Origin of the sequence: Mycobacterium sp. pV006 (genome assembly GCF_041287115.1) — a bacterium.
Taxonomy (GTDB): Bacteria; Actinomycetota; Actinomycetes; order Mycobacteriales; family Mycobacteriaceae; genus Mycobacterium.
Genome location: NZ_JBGGKT010000001.1, coordinates 440,949 through 457,489, shown reverse-complemented (window position 1 = coordinate 457,489; position 16,541 = coordinate 440,949). Strand labels below are relative to the sequence as shown.

At 68.6% G+C, this 16,541-nt stretch carries 14 protein-coding genes and 1 tRNA gene; 10 read left to right on the top strand and 5 right to left on the bottom strand.

The features are described 5' to 3' along the window. Window position 1: 1 nt before the first annotated feature. Together ACAG25_RS02140 and ACAG25_RS02135 are read left to right on the top strand one after the other, a co-directional pair. Window positions 2–1,021 carry an alpha-ketoacid dehydrogenase subunit beta gene (locus tag ACAG25_RS02140; RefSeq protein ID WP_370486627.1) on the top strand — a complete coding sequence of 340 codons (1,020 nt, stop codon included), beginning with the start codon at window positions 2–4 and terminating at the stop codon, window positions 1,019–1,021. After that, window positions 1,018–2,154, top strand: a complete 1,137-nt coding sequence (locus tag ACAG25_RS02135; protein WP_370486626.1) for a dihydrolipoamide acetyltransferase family protein — start codon at window positions 1,018–1,020, stop codon at window positions 2,152–2,154. The genes ACAG25_RS02140 and ACAG25_RS02135 overlap by 4 nt, the downstream gene beginning before the upstream one ends. A gap of 1 nt (window position 2,155) precedes the next feature. On the opposite strand, the gene ACAG25_RS02130 is transcribed toward ACAG25_RS02135, so the two are convergent. The 4 genes from ACAG25_RS02130 to ACAG25_RS02115 all read right to left on the bottom strand — a co-directional run bounded on the left by ACAG25_RS02130 (window position 2,156) and on the right by ACAG25_RS02115 (window position 5,830). After that, the gene (locus ACAG25_RS02130) at window positions 2,156–2,908 is read right to left on the bottom strand and encodes an enoyl-CoA hydratase (protein WP_370486625.1); all 753 of its coding nucleotides are present in this window, start codon (window positions 2,906–2,908) and stop codon (window positions 2,156–2,158) included. Between the two features lie 4 nt (window positions 2,909–2,912). Further along, the gene (locus ACAG25_RS02125; protein ID WP_370486624.1) at window positions 2,913–3,683 is read right to left on the bottom strand and encodes an acyl-[acyl-carrier-protein] thioesterase; all 771 of its coding nucleotides are present in this window, start codon (window positions 3,681–3,683) and stop codon (window positions 2,913–2,915) included. A 43-nt stretch (window positions 3,684–3,726) separates the two neighbouring features. Next, window positions 3,727–5,028, bottom strand: a complete 1,302-nt coding sequence (locus ACAG25_RS02120; RefSeq protein ID WP_370486623.1) for a PE-PPE domain-containing protein — start codon at window positions 5,026–5,028, stop codon at window positions 3,727–3,729. A 70-nt stretch (window positions 5,029–5,098) separates the two neighbouring features. Next, window positions 5,099–5,830 carry a dienelactone hydrolase family protein gene (locus ACAG25_RS02115; RefSeq protein ID WP_370486622.1) on the bottom strand — a complete coding sequence of 244 codons (732 nt, stop codon included), beginning with the start codon at window positions 5,828–5,830 and terminating at the stop codon, window positions 5,099–5,101. Window positions 5,831–5,977: 147 nt separating this feature from the next. On the opposite strand from ACAG25_RS02115, the gene ACAG25_RS02110 reads away from it, so the two are divergent. The 3 genes from ACAG25_RS02110 to ACAG25_RS02100 all read left to right on the top strand — a co-directional run bounded on the left by ACAG25_RS02110 (window position 5,978) and on the right by ACAG25_RS02100 (window position 8,027). After that, window positions 5,978–6,817, top strand: coding sequence for an alpha/beta fold hydrolase (locus tag ACAG25_RS02110; RefSeq protein WP_370486621.1), 840 nt, complete (start codon window positions 5,978–5,980; stop codon window positions 6,815–6,817). A 192-nt stretch (window positions 6,818–7,009) separates the two neighbouring features. Next, entirely contained in the window at window positions 7,010–7,651 is a 642-nt protein-coding gene (locus tag ACAG25_RS02105) for a nucleotidyltransferase domain-containing protein (RefSeq protein ID WP_370486620.1), read from the top strand. After that, window positions 7,644–8,027 carry a hypothetical protein gene (locus ACAG25_RS02100; RefSeq protein ID WP_370486619.1) on the top strand — a complete coding sequence of 128 codons (384 nt, stop codon included), beginning with the start codon at window positions 7,644–7,646 and terminating at the stop codon, window positions 8,025–8,027. The genes ACAG25_RS02105 and ACAG25_RS02100 overlap by 8 nt, the downstream gene beginning before the upstream one ends. 144 nt (window positions 8,028–8,171) lie before the next feature. Here the strand turns inward: ACAG25_RS02100 and ACAG25_RS02095 are convergent. Continuing rightward, window positions 8,172–8,244, bottom strand: a tRNA-Arg gene (locus tag ACAG25_RS02095). A gap of 97 nt (window positions 8,245–8,341) precedes the next feature. Between ACAG25_RS02095 and ACAG25_RS02090 the strand changes: the two genes are divergently transcribed. From ACAG25_RS02090 to ACAG25_RS02070, 5 genes are all read left to right on the top strand, one after another. Further along, entirely contained in the window at window positions 8,342–9,814 is a 1,473-nt protein-coding gene (locus tag ACAG25_RS02090; RefSeq protein WP_370486618.1) for a wax ester/triacylglycerol synthase family O-acyltransferase, read from the top strand. A 17-nt stretch (window positions 9,815–9,831) separates the two neighbouring features. Continuing rightward, window positions 9,832–11,391 carry an HAD-IB family hydrolase gene (locus ACAG25_RS02085; protein WP_370486846.1) on the top strand — a complete coding sequence of 520 codons (1,560 nt, stop codon included), beginning with the start codon at window positions 9,832–9,834 and terminating at the stop codon, window positions 11,389–11,391. Beyond that, window positions 11,388–13,754, top strand: a complete 2,367-nt coding sequence (locus ACAG25_RS02080) for a glycerol-3-phosphate 1-O-acyltransferase (RefSeq protein ID WP_370486617.1) — start codon at window positions 11,388–11,390, stop codon at window positions 13,752–13,754. Before ACAG25_RS02085 ends, ACAG25_RS02080 begins: the two co-directional genes overlap by 4 nt. A gap of 34 nt (window positions 13,755–13,788) precedes the next feature. Further along, the gene (locus ACAG25_RS02075) at window positions 13,789–15,807 is read left to right on the top strand and encodes a cytochrome c oxidase assembly protein (RefSeq protein ID WP_370486616.1); all 2,019 of its coding nucleotides are present in this window, start codon (window positions 13,789–13,791) and stop codon (window positions 15,805–15,807) included. 164 nt (window positions 15,808–15,971) lie between these two features. Beyond that, a complete protein-coding gene (locus ACAG25_RS02070; RefSeq protein ID WP_370486615.1) occupies window positions 15,972–16,460 on the top strand; it encodes a single-stranded DNA-binding protein in 489 nt (162 codons plus the stop codon). The last annotated feature ends 81 nt before the right edge of the window (window positions 16,461–16,541 follow it).

Below are 16,541 nucleotides of genomic sequence, written 5' to 3'. Positions count from 1 at the left end.
GATGACACAGCTGATCGAGCGCCCCTCCGGCTTCGACGACGACGTGCCCGAAGCCGCGCCGCTGTCGATGGCGCAAGCCATCAACCGCGCTCTCCACGACGCCATGCGCGCCGACCCCCGCGTGCTGGTGTTCGGCGAGGACGTGGCCACCCTCGGCGGCGTCTTCCGCGTCACCGACGGACTGGCCCGAAGTTTCGGCGAGCAACGGTGTTTCGACACACCGCTGGCCGAGTCGGCGATCATCGGCATCGCGATCGGGATGGCCGTACGCGGTATGGTCCCGGTGCCGGAGATCCAATTCGACGGGTTCGCCGCACCGGCGTTCGACCAGATGGTCAGCCACCTCGCCAAATATCGCATGCGGACCCGCGGGGACGTCGCCATGCCGGTGACGGTGCGGATCCCGTCGTTCGGCGGAATCGGTGCCGTCGAACACCATTCGGAGTCGACCGAAACCTACTGGCTGCACACCGCCGGGCTGAAGGTGGTCACGGCGGCCACCCCCACGGATGCGTACTGGCTGCTGCGGTACGCGATCTCCTGTCCGGACCCGGTCATCTTCCTCGAACCCAAACGCCGCTACTGGGCCAAAGAGGTGGTGGACTTCGACGCGCCGGCCCCGGGGATCGGGCACGCCGAAATCCGTTGTCGAGGTGACGACGTCACCGTCATCACCTACGGACCGCTGGTCGCGACTGCCCTCAACGCCGCCGAAATATCTTCGGCAGGAATCGAAGTGATCGACCTGCGCGCACTGAACCCGCTGGACTTCGACACCGTGGCGGCGTCGGTGCGCAAGACCGGCCGCGCCGTCGTCATGCACGAGGGACCGCGCACGCTGGGGTTCGGTGCCGAGCTCGCCGCGCGGATCCAGGAGGAGTGCTTCTATGACCTGGAGGCACCGGTGTTGCGTGCCACCGGCTTCGACACGCCCTATCCGCCCGCGCGACTGGAGAAACTGTGGCTGCCGGGCGTGGACCGTCTGCTCGACTGTGTGGAGAAAGCGATGACCGCACCATGACCACCGTGCAGGAGTTCCTGGTGCCCGACCTCGGGGAGGGACTCGAGGACGCGACGATCATCGACTGGCACGTCGCCGTCGGTGACGACGTCACACTGAACCAGACCCTGTGCACGGTGGAGACCCACAAGGCGCAGGTCGAGATCCCGAGCCCGTTCGCCGGACGCGTCACCGAACTCGGCGCCGACGCGGGCCAGACGCTGCCGGTGGGCTCGGTCCTGGTGCGCATCGCGACCGACACCGGCGACACACGTTCGCGCAAACCGGTGTTGGTCGGCTACGGCACCGACGACAGCATGGACGGCAGCCGGCGGCGGGTCCGAGCCAAGCCCGCAGTGCGCAAGCTGGCCGCCGACCTCGACGTCGACCTGGGCCGGGTCGACCCGACAGGACCGGACCGTATCGTCACCCGCGACGACGTGCTCGCCGCGGCGACGGCGGGACCGTCGCAACCGGTTACCGGTGTCCACCTCAAGATGGCGCGTCGAATGTCGTTGTCCCATCACGAGATCCCCGATGCCGCCGCATCGGTGGAAGTGGATGCGACCGAACTGTTGCGGCTGCGCGACGGTCTGGTCGGTATGGGCGCCGAGTCGATCACCCCGTTCGCGCTCCTGTTGCGTCTGCTGGTGCTCACGCTGGGTCGCCATCGCGCGCTGAACGCGACGTGGTCGGAGTCCGCCGACGGTCCTCGCATCCACGTCCACGACGCGGTCCATCTGGGTGTCGGCGTCGCCGCACCGCGCGGGCTGCTGGTGCCGGTCGTCACCGAGGCGCAAACGCGCACCACCCGTGAGCTCGCCGACGAGGTCGCCCGGCTGGTCGCCGCGGCCCGGGACGGCAGCATCACGCCGGCCGAAATGCAGGGTTCCACGTTCACCGTGTCGAACTTCGGGGCGCTCGGCTTGGATGACGGAGTGCCGGTGATCAATCATCCCGAGGCGGCGATCCTGGGCGTCGGCGCTGTGAAGCCCCGGCCGGTGGTCATCGACGGCGCCGTGGTCGCACGCCCCACGATGCGGCTGACCTGCGTGTTCGACCACCGTGTCGCCGACGGCGCCCAGGTGGCGCGGTTCCTCGGTGAGCTACGGAACCTGGTGGAGGATCCCCGGTTGGCCCTGCTCGACCTCTGACCTAGCGGCGCTTGGCCGCGGCCAGGCGGGCCGCGAAATCCGGGGACTCGATCGAACGTGCCTGCGGGACGATCTCGATGTCGACGGCGAGCCGGTGGGCCGCACTGTCGTCGGTGCCCGGCTGCGCGGTCGCGCGCATCGACGCCTTGGTGTCGAGCACCACTTGGCGCGGCGCAGAAGCCGGCCCGGCCGCCAGCGCCCGGGCCGCGGCGACGGCGTCATCGGCGACCTCGAGCGCCAACCCGTGACGCACCGCGGCCTCGGCGTCGAAGCGCATCCCGAACAACAGCGCCGCACGCGCGGCCTGCGGCCCCACGATCCGGTGCAGCATCCACGTGGCACCCCCGCCAGGGTGGATACCGAGCTTCTGGAAACGCGGATCGAACATCGCCGCGGGACCCGCGATCCGCACGTCGGCGGCCAACGCCAGGTTCAACCCGGCGCCGACGGCAGCGCCATTGACCGCCGCGATGGTCGGCAACGCACAGTCGGCCACCGCCAGGAAGCCGTCGTAGATCACTCGCAGCCCGTCCTCGGTCGCCGCACCCAGCGCACTCAGGTCGGCTCCGGCGCAGAACGCCTTGCCCGCGCCGGTCACGATCACCGCGTGCACGTCGGGATCGGACTCGGCGTCGGACACCGCCGCGCGCAGCGCCGCCGAGATCTCGGCGGTCACGGCGTTACGCCGGTCGGGGTCGTTGATGGTGATCAGCGCGACGTGATCGGAGACCTCTGTCAGTACGAGTTCGGACACCCGCTCAGCGTATCGGCAGCCTGCGCAGCAGAGCCGCGGCCCGCACCTCGTCGTTCACCGTCAGCGCGATGTGCACCTCGGGGGAGCCCGCACCCTCACGCTGCGCCCAGCGGATCGTGACGTCCTCGCCGTACCTGATCGGTTTGCGGTACTCGACCACGGCGCGGTAGGGCGGTGTGCAGACCTCGGGCGCGACCGCGACCACCTCGTGGATGGCGTGCCAGTAGGCGGTGTTGGTGACGTGTTCGAACAGGTCGATGTCGGTGCGACGCAACGCGAACGGCACCGCGTGGTCGGTGTCGTCGGGATTGCGCAACCAGGGTCGCCATTTGAGGCGGTGCTCGGCGGTGGTGGTGGAGAACTTCTCGATCAATGAATCGGTGGCCCGTTGCGGCGTCAGCGTTTTCGCGTTCATCGCGATCCAGAAGCCCTCGGTCTCGATGCGGCCGCCGTCGCTGCCGACCAGATCGACGCGCATCGTGCACCAGCGCAACGACAGCGCCGAGCACCACCGGCTGAAGGTCACCTCGTTGGGGAACTCGATCGGTTCGATCACGTCGATCACGGTGCGCTGCACGAGCCAGTGCGGGTGGGCCTCGGCTTCCCCGGCGTCGACGAGGTTCTCCGCGCCGACCTCCTGGATGTAGCGCGCGACACCGTCGAGTCGTAGGTTCAGGTCGCTGCCGATGTCTCCGGTGGCCACCCGCCACGCGGTGCGGTACACGTACCCGGAGTCCGGCAGGGCGGCCAGGCGGTCCTCGACGGTGGTGGGCATCGCAGGCGAGCCTACGGTGAGGCCGCGTGCCGCACCGGCGGGTTCACCGATCCGCGCCCGTCCTGGAGGGACGTCTGTCGCGCTGCGCCGAATCCGACGACCCGGATCGTTCCTCCGTGGCGTCGGTGTCCGCGGTCGTCGGCTCCGGATCTTCGGCGCCCGTCGCTTCCCGGGCCGCCTCCTCGAGTGCCGCGTCGAGGACATCCTCGCCGGTATCTCGCTCGGCGTCGGGAGCCTCCGGTGCCGTGTCGTCCCGATCGTTGACGACGACGGTTGCCGAGTTCCGAGAATCCCTGTCCGACAACGCCTCGGCACCCTCACGCAGGGCCGCGGGCACCTTGGCCGCGGTCTGGGTCAGCTCACCCCAGGACGGCATCAGGCGGGCCGGCCGGTACCGGCTCGGGTCCGATGGGATCGGGTTTCCGTCGTAGTACGCCGAGTCGACGATCAGTTTGAGCAGCGGAGCCGAGACGTCGGCGATCGTGTCACCGAGCGTCTGCCGGATCAGCCGGGTCAGCGGTAGTTCGTCGGTGGTGTAGGTGACGTAGGTGGTGTTGCCGCGGGTGGTGACATAGGCGGCGATGCGGTCCCCAGCGGGTGCGTCGCACCGCGCATCAGGGCAGGGCAGCGGATCGGCGCCGCCGACGAGCACCGCGCACGTGTTGGCGGAACCGCACGTCACCGCGGGCCGGCCGGCCACGTCCACCGGCAGGTCGATCTGCGTCTGATCACGGTAGTCGTAGAGGTAGGCGACCAGAGAGTTCACGTGCGCGACGAGATTGAGCAGGTCCGCGGGTGCGTTGGAGTTGTAGTTGTACTGGTAGGCGATGTCGACAACAGCTGCGGCGGCCGTGTCGACCGGTGACGGGAACGGGTTCACCCCGATCAGCGCGAACAGCGGGTAGCGCGTCCCGAATCCGCCGTCGGGCCGGGACACGTTGTTGTCGAGGACGAACACGGTCTTCGGCAGAACCGGCGCGCCGGAGCGGTCCAGCCCGGTCAGGACCAGGCTCGCGTTCGCTGCGCCCCAGCCGGAGGACAGGACTGCGTTGGGCTCGTCCGGGTGGGCGTCGAGCGCCTCCCGCAGCGCCCGGGTCCCGCCCCGGAAGTTCACGCTGACCAGGTCCGGTCCCGCCGCCCCGCCCGGGTTGTAGGGGGCCTGGTTGAACAAGCCGCGGAAGAAGGCTTCGTTGCCCGACGGGTCCGGCTTCGTGGAACTACCCACGATGATCAGCGCGGCGGGGTCGACGGGCCGCGAGGACATCTCTGCCGGCGGTGCGGTCACCGCGGCTGCGGCCACGACAGCCGCGGCGCCCAGCGCAGACACGCTGCTGAATTTGCTCATTTCTGCCCGGACCCTCCCCGAAGTTTCGAGCAGTACCGTATCGCGTGGGGGACATCGGGGCGAGTTGTGCTCAGTGAGCTCGCGCTCCGGTGGTGAAACACTCGCCGAGGAACAGTCCCAGCGAAGTCCATGCTCGCCGGGACGCGGATTCGCTGAATTGGATGCCGCGCGTCGGGTCGGCGGCCCAGGGCGCCATGAATGCGTGCACCGTGTTGCCGTAGGCGTGCAGCTGCCAGTCGATGCCGCGACCCGAGAATTCCTGTCCCAGCGCGACGACGTCCTCCGGCGGGGCATACGGGTCGTCCCACCCGTGGAACACCGCGATCTTCGCGGTCACCTGGCGGTCGGAGGCCGGCGGTGCGGTCAGCAGCCCGTGGAAGCTTGCGACACCGATCACCGGGTGGCCGGCGCGGGCCAGGTCGAGCACGCACAACCCGCCGAAGCAGAATCCGATGGCTGCCACACGGTCGGGGTCGATCTGTGAGACCGCGGTCAACGTCGCGTAGACGGTCGCCAGGCGGTGGGCCAGCGCGGTGCGGTCGTCGAGGAAACCGGTCATCGCCGCGGTCGTGGCCTCGATACCGCCGCGGGTGACCTCCTCGCCGAACAGGTCCACGGCGACGGCCTGGTAACCCCATTCGGTCAGCCGTTCGGCGAAGCCCAGCTGCGCATCGCTACGCCCTTCCATCCCGTGGAACACCAACACCGTCGGCGCATCAGTGGTGGTATCCGCTTGGACCAGAACGGAATCGAAGCCGACGCCGTCGATGTCGTGCCGCAGGGACGTGTGCTGGACCGCCATGGACCGACTTTCGCACGGGTGCCAGCCGTCCAGACCCGTTTTCGCTGCTCGCGTAACCGCCGACTGCCCCGGCGGGATCGGCCGGTAGTGATCGTGGCCGGCTGGGTACAGGGGTTTTGCGAACCTGACTCGAGAGGATGCCTGCCGATGGCCGTGATCACCGCGCACCGCGGACTGCTCCGCACGACGAAGCTGTACGTCGAGGACACCGGCGGCTCAGGGCGCCCCGTGGTGCTGATCCACGGATGGCCCTGGAACGCCGATTCCTGGGTCGCCCAGGTCGAGGCGCTGTCCGCGGCCGGTCACCGGGTCATCACCTATGATCGGCGCGGCTTCGGGCGCAGCGACAAACCGCTGATCGGCTACACCTACGAGATGCTCTCCGACGACCTGTCGGCGCTCCTCGAGGAACTCGATGTGCACGACGCCACGCTGGTCGGTTACTCGATGGGCGGCGGCGAGGTGGCCAGCTACTGCGCGCGCTACGGGGTCGCGCGCCTGCGCAGCGTCGTGTTCGCCTCCTCGGTGACCCCGTTCATGTCCCAGCGCAAGGACAACCCCGAGGGTCCGCTCACCGCCACCCAGGCCGCGAAGATGGCGACCGCGCTGACGACGAACCAGGACGCGTTCTACGAGCAGATGATGACCGATGTCTTCACCGCCGACGGCCGGCTCGCGGTGAGCGAGGATCAGCGGCAGCACGCGTTGGCGATGTGCGCGCAGGCCGGCAAGCCCGCGGCGCTGGCGTGCATGGCGGCCTTCGGCGGCACCGATTTCCGGGAGGACCTGCCCAAGGTGGGGGTGCCCGCTCTGGTCATCCATGGCGACGCCGATCAGACCGTGCCGTTCGAGGGCGCGGGCCGGCGCACCCATGAGGCGTTGCCGGATTCGCGGCTGCACGTCGTCGCCGGCGGTCCGCACGGAATCCCGATCAGCCACGCCGACGAGTTCAACGACGTGCTGCTGAAATTCCTCGCTGAGGTCTGAGCGCCCCCGGCAGAGGTCGAGGCGGAGACGAGTTTCCGACCAGGAGCTTATTGCGCTGATGGTTGGTGGTGATGAAGGTCGAATGACGGCAACGCGATTCGTGAGTCCGTACTGCGCAGGTGGTGAAGGCTGACCACCCGTACTATAGTACGGGTAAACCAACTATAGTTGGTGACGCCTCGGAGGTACACCGTGGAGATGAGCCGCCCGTTCGCGACGGTCACGCCGACCCTGGACGGAGATGTCTTAGCTGTGTTGGCGGCGCCCGATGTCACGTTCACGACAGGTCAGATTCACCGAGTGCTGAACTCCTATTCCGAGGAGGGGATTCGGAAGGTTCTCGGAAGACTCGTCGCACAGGGTGTTGTTCTCTCAGAACGCGTTGGCAACGCGTTTACCTACCGGTTGAATGCAGCACACCTCGCGGCGACGCCGATCCTGGCGTTGGCGAAACTCTTCGGCACGTTCCTCGAGCGGCTCGAAGATGAACTCGGTGGGTGGCAGTACCCTCCCGTCTACGCAGCGGTGTTCGGCTCAGCGGTGCGTGGCACGATGACGCCGGAAAGCGATGTTGACCTGTTTCTCGTCAGCGCGACGGGCACGCCTGATGCCGTGTGGACGCGCCAGGTGAACGAGCTCGCTTCGGCGGTCACTGCCTGGACGGGTAACGACGCACGTGTAGTGGAGTACTCCGAGATCGAGCTGACGACGGCGAGAACTGAACCGGTAGTGCAACAGGTCCTCGAGCATGGGCTCACCGTGGCCGGATCGCGGGCGTGGCTTCTCAAACAGGTGAAACCTGTACGCGCAGGAAAGCGGCGATCGGATGACTGAACGTACGAGACCCAGCTCCGATACCATCCGCCGTGGTCGTCTCAAGAAGGCTGTCGAGTTCTTTGACGGCGCGATCCTGATCGATGACGATCTGCCAGATGCCGCCGTCTCCCTGTTGGTCAACGCGGGCATCGCGGCTGCTGACGTCATATGTGGTGTGCGTCTTGGTGTCTACGCCGCCGGTGAGAACCATAACGACGCCGTCGCCTTACTTGCGAAGGCAGACGCCGGGGCGGAAAAGCACCTGCGAGCGCTGCTGAATGTGAAGTCGAAGGTGGCGTATACCCATCAGTCAGCCACCGCAGAGGAGCGTAAGCGGTCGAAACGCGCGGCTGAAGCTTTGGTAGAGGCCGCCCGCCGCGCAGCCGCTTCCTAGGCGGCTATTCGGCCTCGGCCGGCCTCCGCCTCATACGGCGCAACTCAGGCGTGCAGCGACTGCGCGACACGCCCGCCTTCGCAGCGACCCGCGAAATCGACATCCCGAGACTCGATCATGCACCGAAGCCACACACTGTCTGAGCGCCCCCGGCAGGGATCGAACCTGCGACCAACCGCTTAGAAGGCGGCTGCTCTATCCGCTGAGCTACGGAGGCAGCGCCGAGCAGTGTATCTCCCTCGGCAGAAACGACGGGCGCGGCGACGGCACTAAAGCCGCCTCCGAGAACACCGGCGCCGACTAGGTTGGTGCGCATGAGCAACACGCCGGAGCTGGACGCGGCCGGACTCCCCGAGGAGTTGAGTCCGCTCGACCAGATCCTGCACCGCGGAGAAGCCAACCCGCGCACCCGATCAGGCATTCTCACCGTCGAACTGCTCGACCTGACCCCGGACTGGGACCAGGTGCGCACCCGCTTCGAGTACGCCTCCCGGAAGGTCCTGCGGCTGCGCCAGAAGGTCGTCACCCCGACCCTGCCGACCGCGGCGCCGCGCTGGGTGGTCGACCCCGATTTCAACCTCGACTACCACCTGCGGCGGGTCCGTGCGCCCGAGCCCGGGACGTGGCGGCAGGTGATGGACCTCGCGGAGGTCGCTGCCCAGTCGCCGCTGGACATCTCCCGTCCGCTGTGGACCGCGACGCTCATCGAGGGGCTTCAGGACGGTCGCGCCGCGCTGATGGTGCATCTCAGTCATGCGGTCACCGACGGGGTCGGCGGTGTCGAGATGTTCGCCACGCTCTACGACTTCGAACGCGAACCGGACCCCCAGGTCGTGCCGCCGCTTCCGGTCCCGTCGGATCTGTCGCCCAACGACCTGATGCGCGCCGGCCTGAACCGGTTGCCGGGCACGCTGCTCGGGGGGATGCGCGACGCGCTGTTCGGTGCCGCTTCGGCCGTAACTCATGTTGTGCGGGACCCGGTCTCACGTGTCGGCAGTGCCGTCGACTACGCGTTCTCCGGCGCGCGGGTGATCGGACCCGTCGCCGATCCGTCACCCATCCTGCGCCGGCGCAGCCTGTCCTCACGCAGCGAGGCCATCGACATCGAATTCGGCGATCTGCACCGCGCCGCCAAGGCCGCCGGCGGCTCCATCAACGACGCCTACCTGGCCGGTCTGTGCGGCGCCCTACGCCTCTACCATCGCGCGAAAGGGGTACCGGTCGACACCCTGCCGATGGCGGTGCCGGTCAACCTGCGCTCCGAGGCCGACCCGGCCGGCGGCAACCGATTCGTCGGCGTGAACCTCGCCGCGCCCATCGGGCTGTCCGACCCGGCGGTGCGGATCAAGGAGATCCGCGCACAGATGACACGCAAACGCGACGAGCGGGCCCTCGACCTCGTCGGCGCCATCGCGCCCGTGGTGAGCCTGCTGCCCGACCCGATCCTCGAGACGATGGCGGGTTCGATCGTCAACTCCGACGTGCAGGCCAGCAACGTACCCGTCTACGCCGGGGACACCTACATCGCCGGGGCAAAGGTGCTGCGGCAGTACGGGATCGGCCCCCTGCCGGGTGTGGCCATGATGGTGGTGCTGGTATCGCGGTCGGGGTACTGCACGATCACCGCACGCTACGACAGAGCCTCCATCGTCGACGCCGGTCTGTTCGCGCGCTGCCTGCTCGACGGGTTCGACGAAGTCCTCGCCCTCGGCGGTGAGGGCCGGGCGGTACCGGCCACCTTCACCTCCCAGTCCTCGTCCCCCTCACGGAACGGAACACCGCGATGACGTCGCCCGACGGCGAAATGCGTTTGCCCGGCTCGGTAGCCGAGATCCTGGCCAGCCCGGAAGGCCCCCACGTCGGGGCGTTCTTCGACCTCGACGGCACGCTGGTCGCCGGTTTCACCGGCGTGGTGATGACCCAGGACCGGTTGCGCCGTCGGCAGATGTCGGTGGGGGAGTTCATCGGGATGGTGCAGGCAGGCCTGAACCACCAACTCGGCCGCTCGGAGTTCGAGGACCTGATCGGCAAAGGCGCCCGGATGCTGCGGGGCAACTCGGTGGCCGACGTCGACGAGCTCGCCGAGCGGTTGTTCGTGCAGAAGATCGTCAGCCGGATCTATCCCGAGATGCGTGAGCTGGTCCGCGCGCACATGGCCCGCGGCCACACCGTGGTACTGAGTTCCTCGGCGTTGACCGTGCAGGTCGAGCCCGTCGCGCGTTTCCTCGGGATCGCCAACGTGCTGAGCAACAGGTTCGAGACCGACGAGAACGGTCTGATCACCGGCGAGGTGGAACGGCCGATCATCTGGGGTCCCGGAAAGGCCCGCGCGGTACAGGAATTCGCGGCCGAACACGACATCGACCTGTCGCAGAGTTATTTCTACGCCGACGGCGACGAGGACGTCGCGCTGATGTACCTGGTCGGTAACCCCCGCCCGACCAACCCGGAAGGCAAGATGGCTGCCATCGCGGCCAAGCGGGGATGGCCGGTGCTGCGGTTCAGCAGCCGCAGCGGCGCCAGCCCGATGTCGCAGCTGCGCACGGCCGCTGGGGTGGCCTCCATGGTGCCCATCGCAGCCAGTGCCCTCGGCGTCGGTCTGCTGACGCGCAGCAAGCGCACCGGGGTGAACTTCTTCACCTCGATGTTCGGACGCACCCTGCTCAACACCATCGGTATCAACCTGCAGGTGCTGGGCAAGGAGAACCTCACCGCGCAGCGCCCGGCGGTGTTCATCTTCAACCACCGCAACCAGGCCGACCCCTTGATCGCGGGCCGGCTGATCGAGAGCGACTTCACCACTGTGGGCAAGAAGGAACTCGAAAGCGACCCCATCGTCGGCACCATCGGAAAGATCCTCGATGCCGCGTTCATCGATCGCGACGACCCGGAAAAGGCCGTCGAGGGCTTACGCAAGGTCGAAGACCTTGCCCGTCAAGGGGTGTCGATCCTCATTGCGCCGGAGGGCACCCGGCTGGACACCACCGAGGTAGGTCCCTTCAAGAAGGGGCCGTTCCGCATCGCGATGTCGGTGGGCATCCCGATCGTGCCGATCGTGATCCGCAACGCCGAGGTGATCGCCGCCCGCGATTCGAGCACCTTCAACCCGGGCACCGTCGACGTCGTCGTCTACCCGCCGATCCCCGTCGACGACTGGACGCACGAGAACCTGCCCGAACGCATCGAGGAGATCCGGCAGCTCTACCTGGACACCTTGAAGAACTGGCCCCACCACGAGCTCCCCGTTCCCGACCTCTACACCCGCAACGCGTCCAAACCCACCAAGAAGCCCACGAAGAAGGCCACGAAGAAAGCGGCGAAGAAGGTGCCCGCCAAGCGAACCGGCGGTGCGGGACAGTCATGAAGATGCGGGCCGACGACATCGCGGCGTTCACCCCCACCGACGACACCCTGGTGCTGGCGTCGGTCTCGTCGCCCGCCGAGGAGCGGTTGCTCAACGACTGGTTGGCGCGGCAGCGACGCGAACATCCCGACGCCAAGATCGAGGTGCTCAAACTCCCCGTCGACGACGATCCGCCGGCCGCGGTGCTGGCCCAACTCGTCGAACTACTGCAGTCCCACCGGGATCGACTGGTGGTGCCGGTGCGCGTGTTCTGGGTCCCCGGTGGCCTGCCGACCCGCTCGAAGATCGTCGCGGTGCTGTCCGGACGCGACACCTACCGTCCGCCGCAGGTCCTGCAGAGCGCCATCCTGCGCAGAGATCCGTCCCGCGCCCGCGTGGTGGCCGGTGACCCGGCGAAGGTGTCCGAGTTGCGTCAGCGGTGGAGCGACACCACCGTCGCCGAGAATCCCCGGGAATTCGCACGTTTCGTGCTGCGGCGGGCGATCCTGGCAATCGAACGGGTCGAGCTGCGCCTCCTCGGCCCGGAATACAAATCCCCGCGGCTGATCAAACCGGAGGTGCTGTCGTCGACCCGGTTCCGGGACGGTCTGGAGAAGATCCCCGGCGCGACGGTCGAGAAGGCCGGCGAGATGCTCGACGAGCTCAGCACCGGCTGGAGCAGATTCTCCGTCGACCTGATCCCCACGCTGGGACGCGCGATCTTCAGCCGGGGCTTCGATCCCCACATCGACTACGACCAGTTCGAGGTCGAGGCGATGCGACGGGGCCTGGAGAACCATCCGGCGGTGCTGCTGTTCTCCCACCGGTCCTACCTCGATGGGGTGATCGTGCCGGTCGCGATGCAGGAGAACCGGCTGCCGCCGGTGCACACCTTCGCCGGCATCAACCTGTCGTTCGGAGCGATGGGGCCGCTGATGCGGCGGTCCGGGGTGATCTTCATCCGCCGCAAGCTCGACGACCCGCTCTACAAGTACGTGCTGCGCCAGTTCGTCGGCTACATCGTCGAGAAGCGCTTCAACCTGAGCTGGTCGATCGAGGGCACCCGCTCCCGGACCGGAAAGATGTTGCCGCCGAAGCTGGGTCTGCTGGCCTACGTCGCCGACGCCTACCTCGACGGACGCAGCGACGACATCCTGCTGCAGCCGGTGTCGATCAGCTTCGACCAGCTGCACGAGACCGCCGAGTACGCCGCCTACGCCCGCGGCGGCGAGAAGACGCCCGAGGGACTGCCCTGGCTCTACAACTTCATCAAGGCCCAGGGGGAGCGCAACTACGGCAAGATCTACGTCCGCTTCCCCGAGGCGGTGTCGATGCGCGAATACCTCGGCGAACCGCACGGCCCGATGACCACCGACGACGCCGCCAAACGCCTGGCGCTGCAGAAGATGGCGTTCGAGGTGGCCTGGCGCATCCTGCAGGTCACCCCGGTCAACGCCACAGCACTGGTCTCGGGGCTGCTGTTGAGCACACGCGGCATCGCGCTGACGCTCGACCAGGTGCACCACACGCTGCAGGACTCGCTGGACTACCTGGAACGCAAGCAGACGCCGATGACCAACAGCGCGCTGCGGCTGCGCAATCCCGAGGGGGTGCAGGCCGCGTTGGACGCACTGTCCGGCGGGCACCCCGTCACCCGCGTCGACGGCGGGCGCGAACCGGTGTGGCGCATCGCGCCCCAGGACGAACTCGAAGCCGCGTTCTACCGGAACTCGATGATCGACGCGTTCCTCGAGACCTCGCTGGCCGAGCTCGCGCTGGCCTACGCCGCCCGCGTCGACGGTGACCGGCTGGAGGCGTTCTGGAACCAGGTGATGCGGCTGCGTGACCTGTTGAAGTTCGAGTTCTACTTCGCCGACTCGGCCGCGTTCCGCGAACACGTCGCCGCGGAGATGGACTGGCACGAAGGCTGGGAGGACGACGTCGCCGCCGGAGGCGAGCGCATCGACGCGCTGCTGCGGGCCAAACGCCCCGCCATCGCCGGCCCATTGCTGCGGCCGTTCTTCGAGGCCTACCAGATCGTCGCCGACGCGCTGATCGACGCCGAGGCCGACATCTCCGAGAAAGACCTGACCGCCAAGGCGCTCGGCCTGGGACAGCAATACGTCGCCCAGGGCATCGCGCAGAGCGCCGAGGCGGTGTCGGCGCTGCTGTTCGCGACCGCCCGGCAGGTTGCCGCCGACCAGGACCTCCTGACGCCCGCCGGCGATCTGCCCGAACGCCGCAGGGCGTTCCGTCGGGAGCTGCGCGGGATCCTGATCGACATGGACAACGTCGACCGGTACTCGCGCAGGCAGTTCTTCGCCCGCGAGCGCCAACGGCGCCGGCAACGCGAGGAGCGTGAGCAGCGCCACCAGGCGGTGTGATGGAACGCCGCTGGCAAGGTCATACGCTGGGACCATGACTTCCCCCGCGCCGGCGACGACGGCCGCCGGCCTCAAGACCCCGGTGTGGACGCTGCTCTACGGCGTCGCCGTGCTGGCCGGTGTCACCGCCGCAGCGCTGTCGGCGCTGTCGATCGCCGACGCGCTGACCGCGACCGGACTGCCCGACCCGGGTCCCGTCACCACCTACGGACTGCCGTTCGTGCGGGCCGCCGGCGAGATCGCCGCGGTCACCGCGATCGGGTCCTTCATGTTCGCGGCGTTCATGGTGCCGCCCCAGACCAACGGGGTGCTCGACGCAGGCGGATACCGCGCGTTGCGTATCGGCACGGTGGCATCAGGGCTGTGGGCGGTGTGCGCGGTGCTGATGGTCGCGCTGACGGTGTCCGACGTCAGCGGCCAGCCGCTGTCGGCGCGGATCAGTCCCGCCGACATCTGGTCGGTGGCCGACCTGATCGAGGTCGCCGGGGCGTGGCGGTGGACGGCGCTGTTCGCCGCGATCGTCTGCGTCGTCGCCATTCCGGTGCTGCGGTGGTCCTGGACGCCGGTGCTGTTCGCCGGATCCGTGGTGACCCTGCTGCCGCTGGTGCTCACCGGCCACTCGGCGGCCGGTGGCAACCACGACGTCGCAACCAACAGCCTGTTCATCCACATGATCGCCGGTGCGCTGTGGACCGGCGGCCTGCTGGCGCTGGCCGCCCACGCATGGCGTGGCGGCGAGCACGCCGACGTGGCCGCGCGACGCTTCTCGGCGGTCGCGCTGTGGTGCTTCGTGGCCATGGCGTTCAGCGGCGTGGTCAACGCGCTGGTCCGGGTCGAGCCCGGTGATCTGCTGACCACCCGGTACGGCGTCCTGGTCCTGGCCAAGGTCGCCGCGCTGACCGCGCTCGGTTTCCTGGGGTGGCGCCAGCGGCGCAGCGGCGTGGCCGCCGTCCAGCGTGATCCCGCCGCGCGCGGACCGCTGCTGCGGTTGGCGATCGTCGAGGCGGTGATCTTCGCGCTGACCTTCGGTGTGGCGGTCGCGCTGGGACGGACACCGCCCCCGGCGCCCACCGATTTCAATATCTCGATCCCCGCCGTCGAGATCGGCTATGACCTGGCCGGGCCACCCACCTTGGGGCGGATCCTCTTCGACTGGCGCTTCGATGTTCTCCTGGGCACTGCAGCCATCGTGGCGGCGCTGGTGTACCTCGCGGGCGTGCGCCGCCTGCGCCGTCGCGGCGACACCTGGCCGGTGGGCCGGACCGTCGCCTGGGTGCTGGGTTGCCTGGTGCTGCTGATCGCGACGTCGTCGGGCATCGGGCGCTACATGCCGGCGATGTTCAGCATGCACATGGTGGCGCACATGCTGCTGTCGATGCTCGCGCCCATCCTGCTGGTGCTCGGCGCACCGGTGACGCTGGCGCTGCGGGCGCTGCCGGCCGCGGGCCGCAACGACCCGCCGGGGCCCCGGGAGTGGCTGTTGGCCGCGTTGCACTCCCGGTTCTCGAAGGTGCTGACCAACCCGATCGTGGCGGCGGCCCTGTTCATCGTCGGCTTCTACGGCCTGTACTTCAGTGGTCTCTACGACGCCACCGGTGGCAGCCATGCGGCCCACGTCGCGATGAATGTGCACTTCCTGCTCAGCGGTTACCTGTTCTACTGGGTCGTCATCGGGGTGGACCCCACCCCGCGCCCGCTGCCGCCGATCGCCAAGCTGGCGGTGGTCTTCGCGTCGCTGCCGTTCCACGCGTTCTTCGGCGTGGTGCTGATGGGCACCCAGTCGGTGCTCGGGGAGCGCTTCTACCGGTCACTGCAACTGCCCTGGCACACCGACCTGCTCGCTGACCAGCGGCTGGGTGGCGGCATCGCCTGGGCCACCGGCGAGGTGCCGCTGGTGATCGTGCTGATCGCGCTGTTCGTGCAGTGGCGCCGCAGCGACGAACGCACCGCCAAACGCCTGGACCGCGCCGCCGACCGCGACGAGGACGCCGATCTCGCGGCCTACAACAACATGCTCGCCGAGTTGGCCCGCCGCGACCGCGCCGGCCAGTAGCGCCCGCTCGGCTGTCCCCAGATCAGGATCCATCCCCAGGAACGCGACGTCCGGCCGCGCTCGTGACGGGCGCTGTCGGTGCGGTGCGGATCAATGGCAGGTGTCACCAGACGGGTCGGACGCCGTGTCCAACCCGCTGCCACTGCAAATCGGGAGGACCTGCCATGTTCGAGACACCCATCACCGTCGTCGGCACCATCATCACCGCACCGGAACGCCGCTGGGTCGGCGATCAGCAGCTGTTCAAGTTCCGGGTCGCCAGCAATTCCCGCCGGCGCACCGCCGACGGCGGCTGGGAGCCGGGCAACTCGCTGTATGCGACCGTCAACTGCTGGGGCCGGCTGGTGACCGGCGCCGGGGCCGCGCTCGGGAAGGGAGACGCGGTCATCGTTGTTGGATACCTGTACACCAACGAATACGAGGACCGCGACGGCAACCGGCGGTCCTCGTCGGAGATACGGGCCACCTCGGTCGGACCGGATCTGGCACGGTGCATCGCCAGCATCGACCGGCGCAGGCACCCCGAACCGGTCGGCGGGGACTCCCCGGCCGACGAGGCCGACGACGGACTGTCGGCGGACGGGGCCGCGACCGACGATGCGGACGACACCGGATCGGTCCAGGTCGACGGGGTCCTGGCGCCCAGCGCGTAACCGCACGCACCGCCGCGTCGCGACTGCGTGTGTCGCGCCTAGGATGGGGCCCGACGATCGCACAGTCCAAGGTGATCCCCG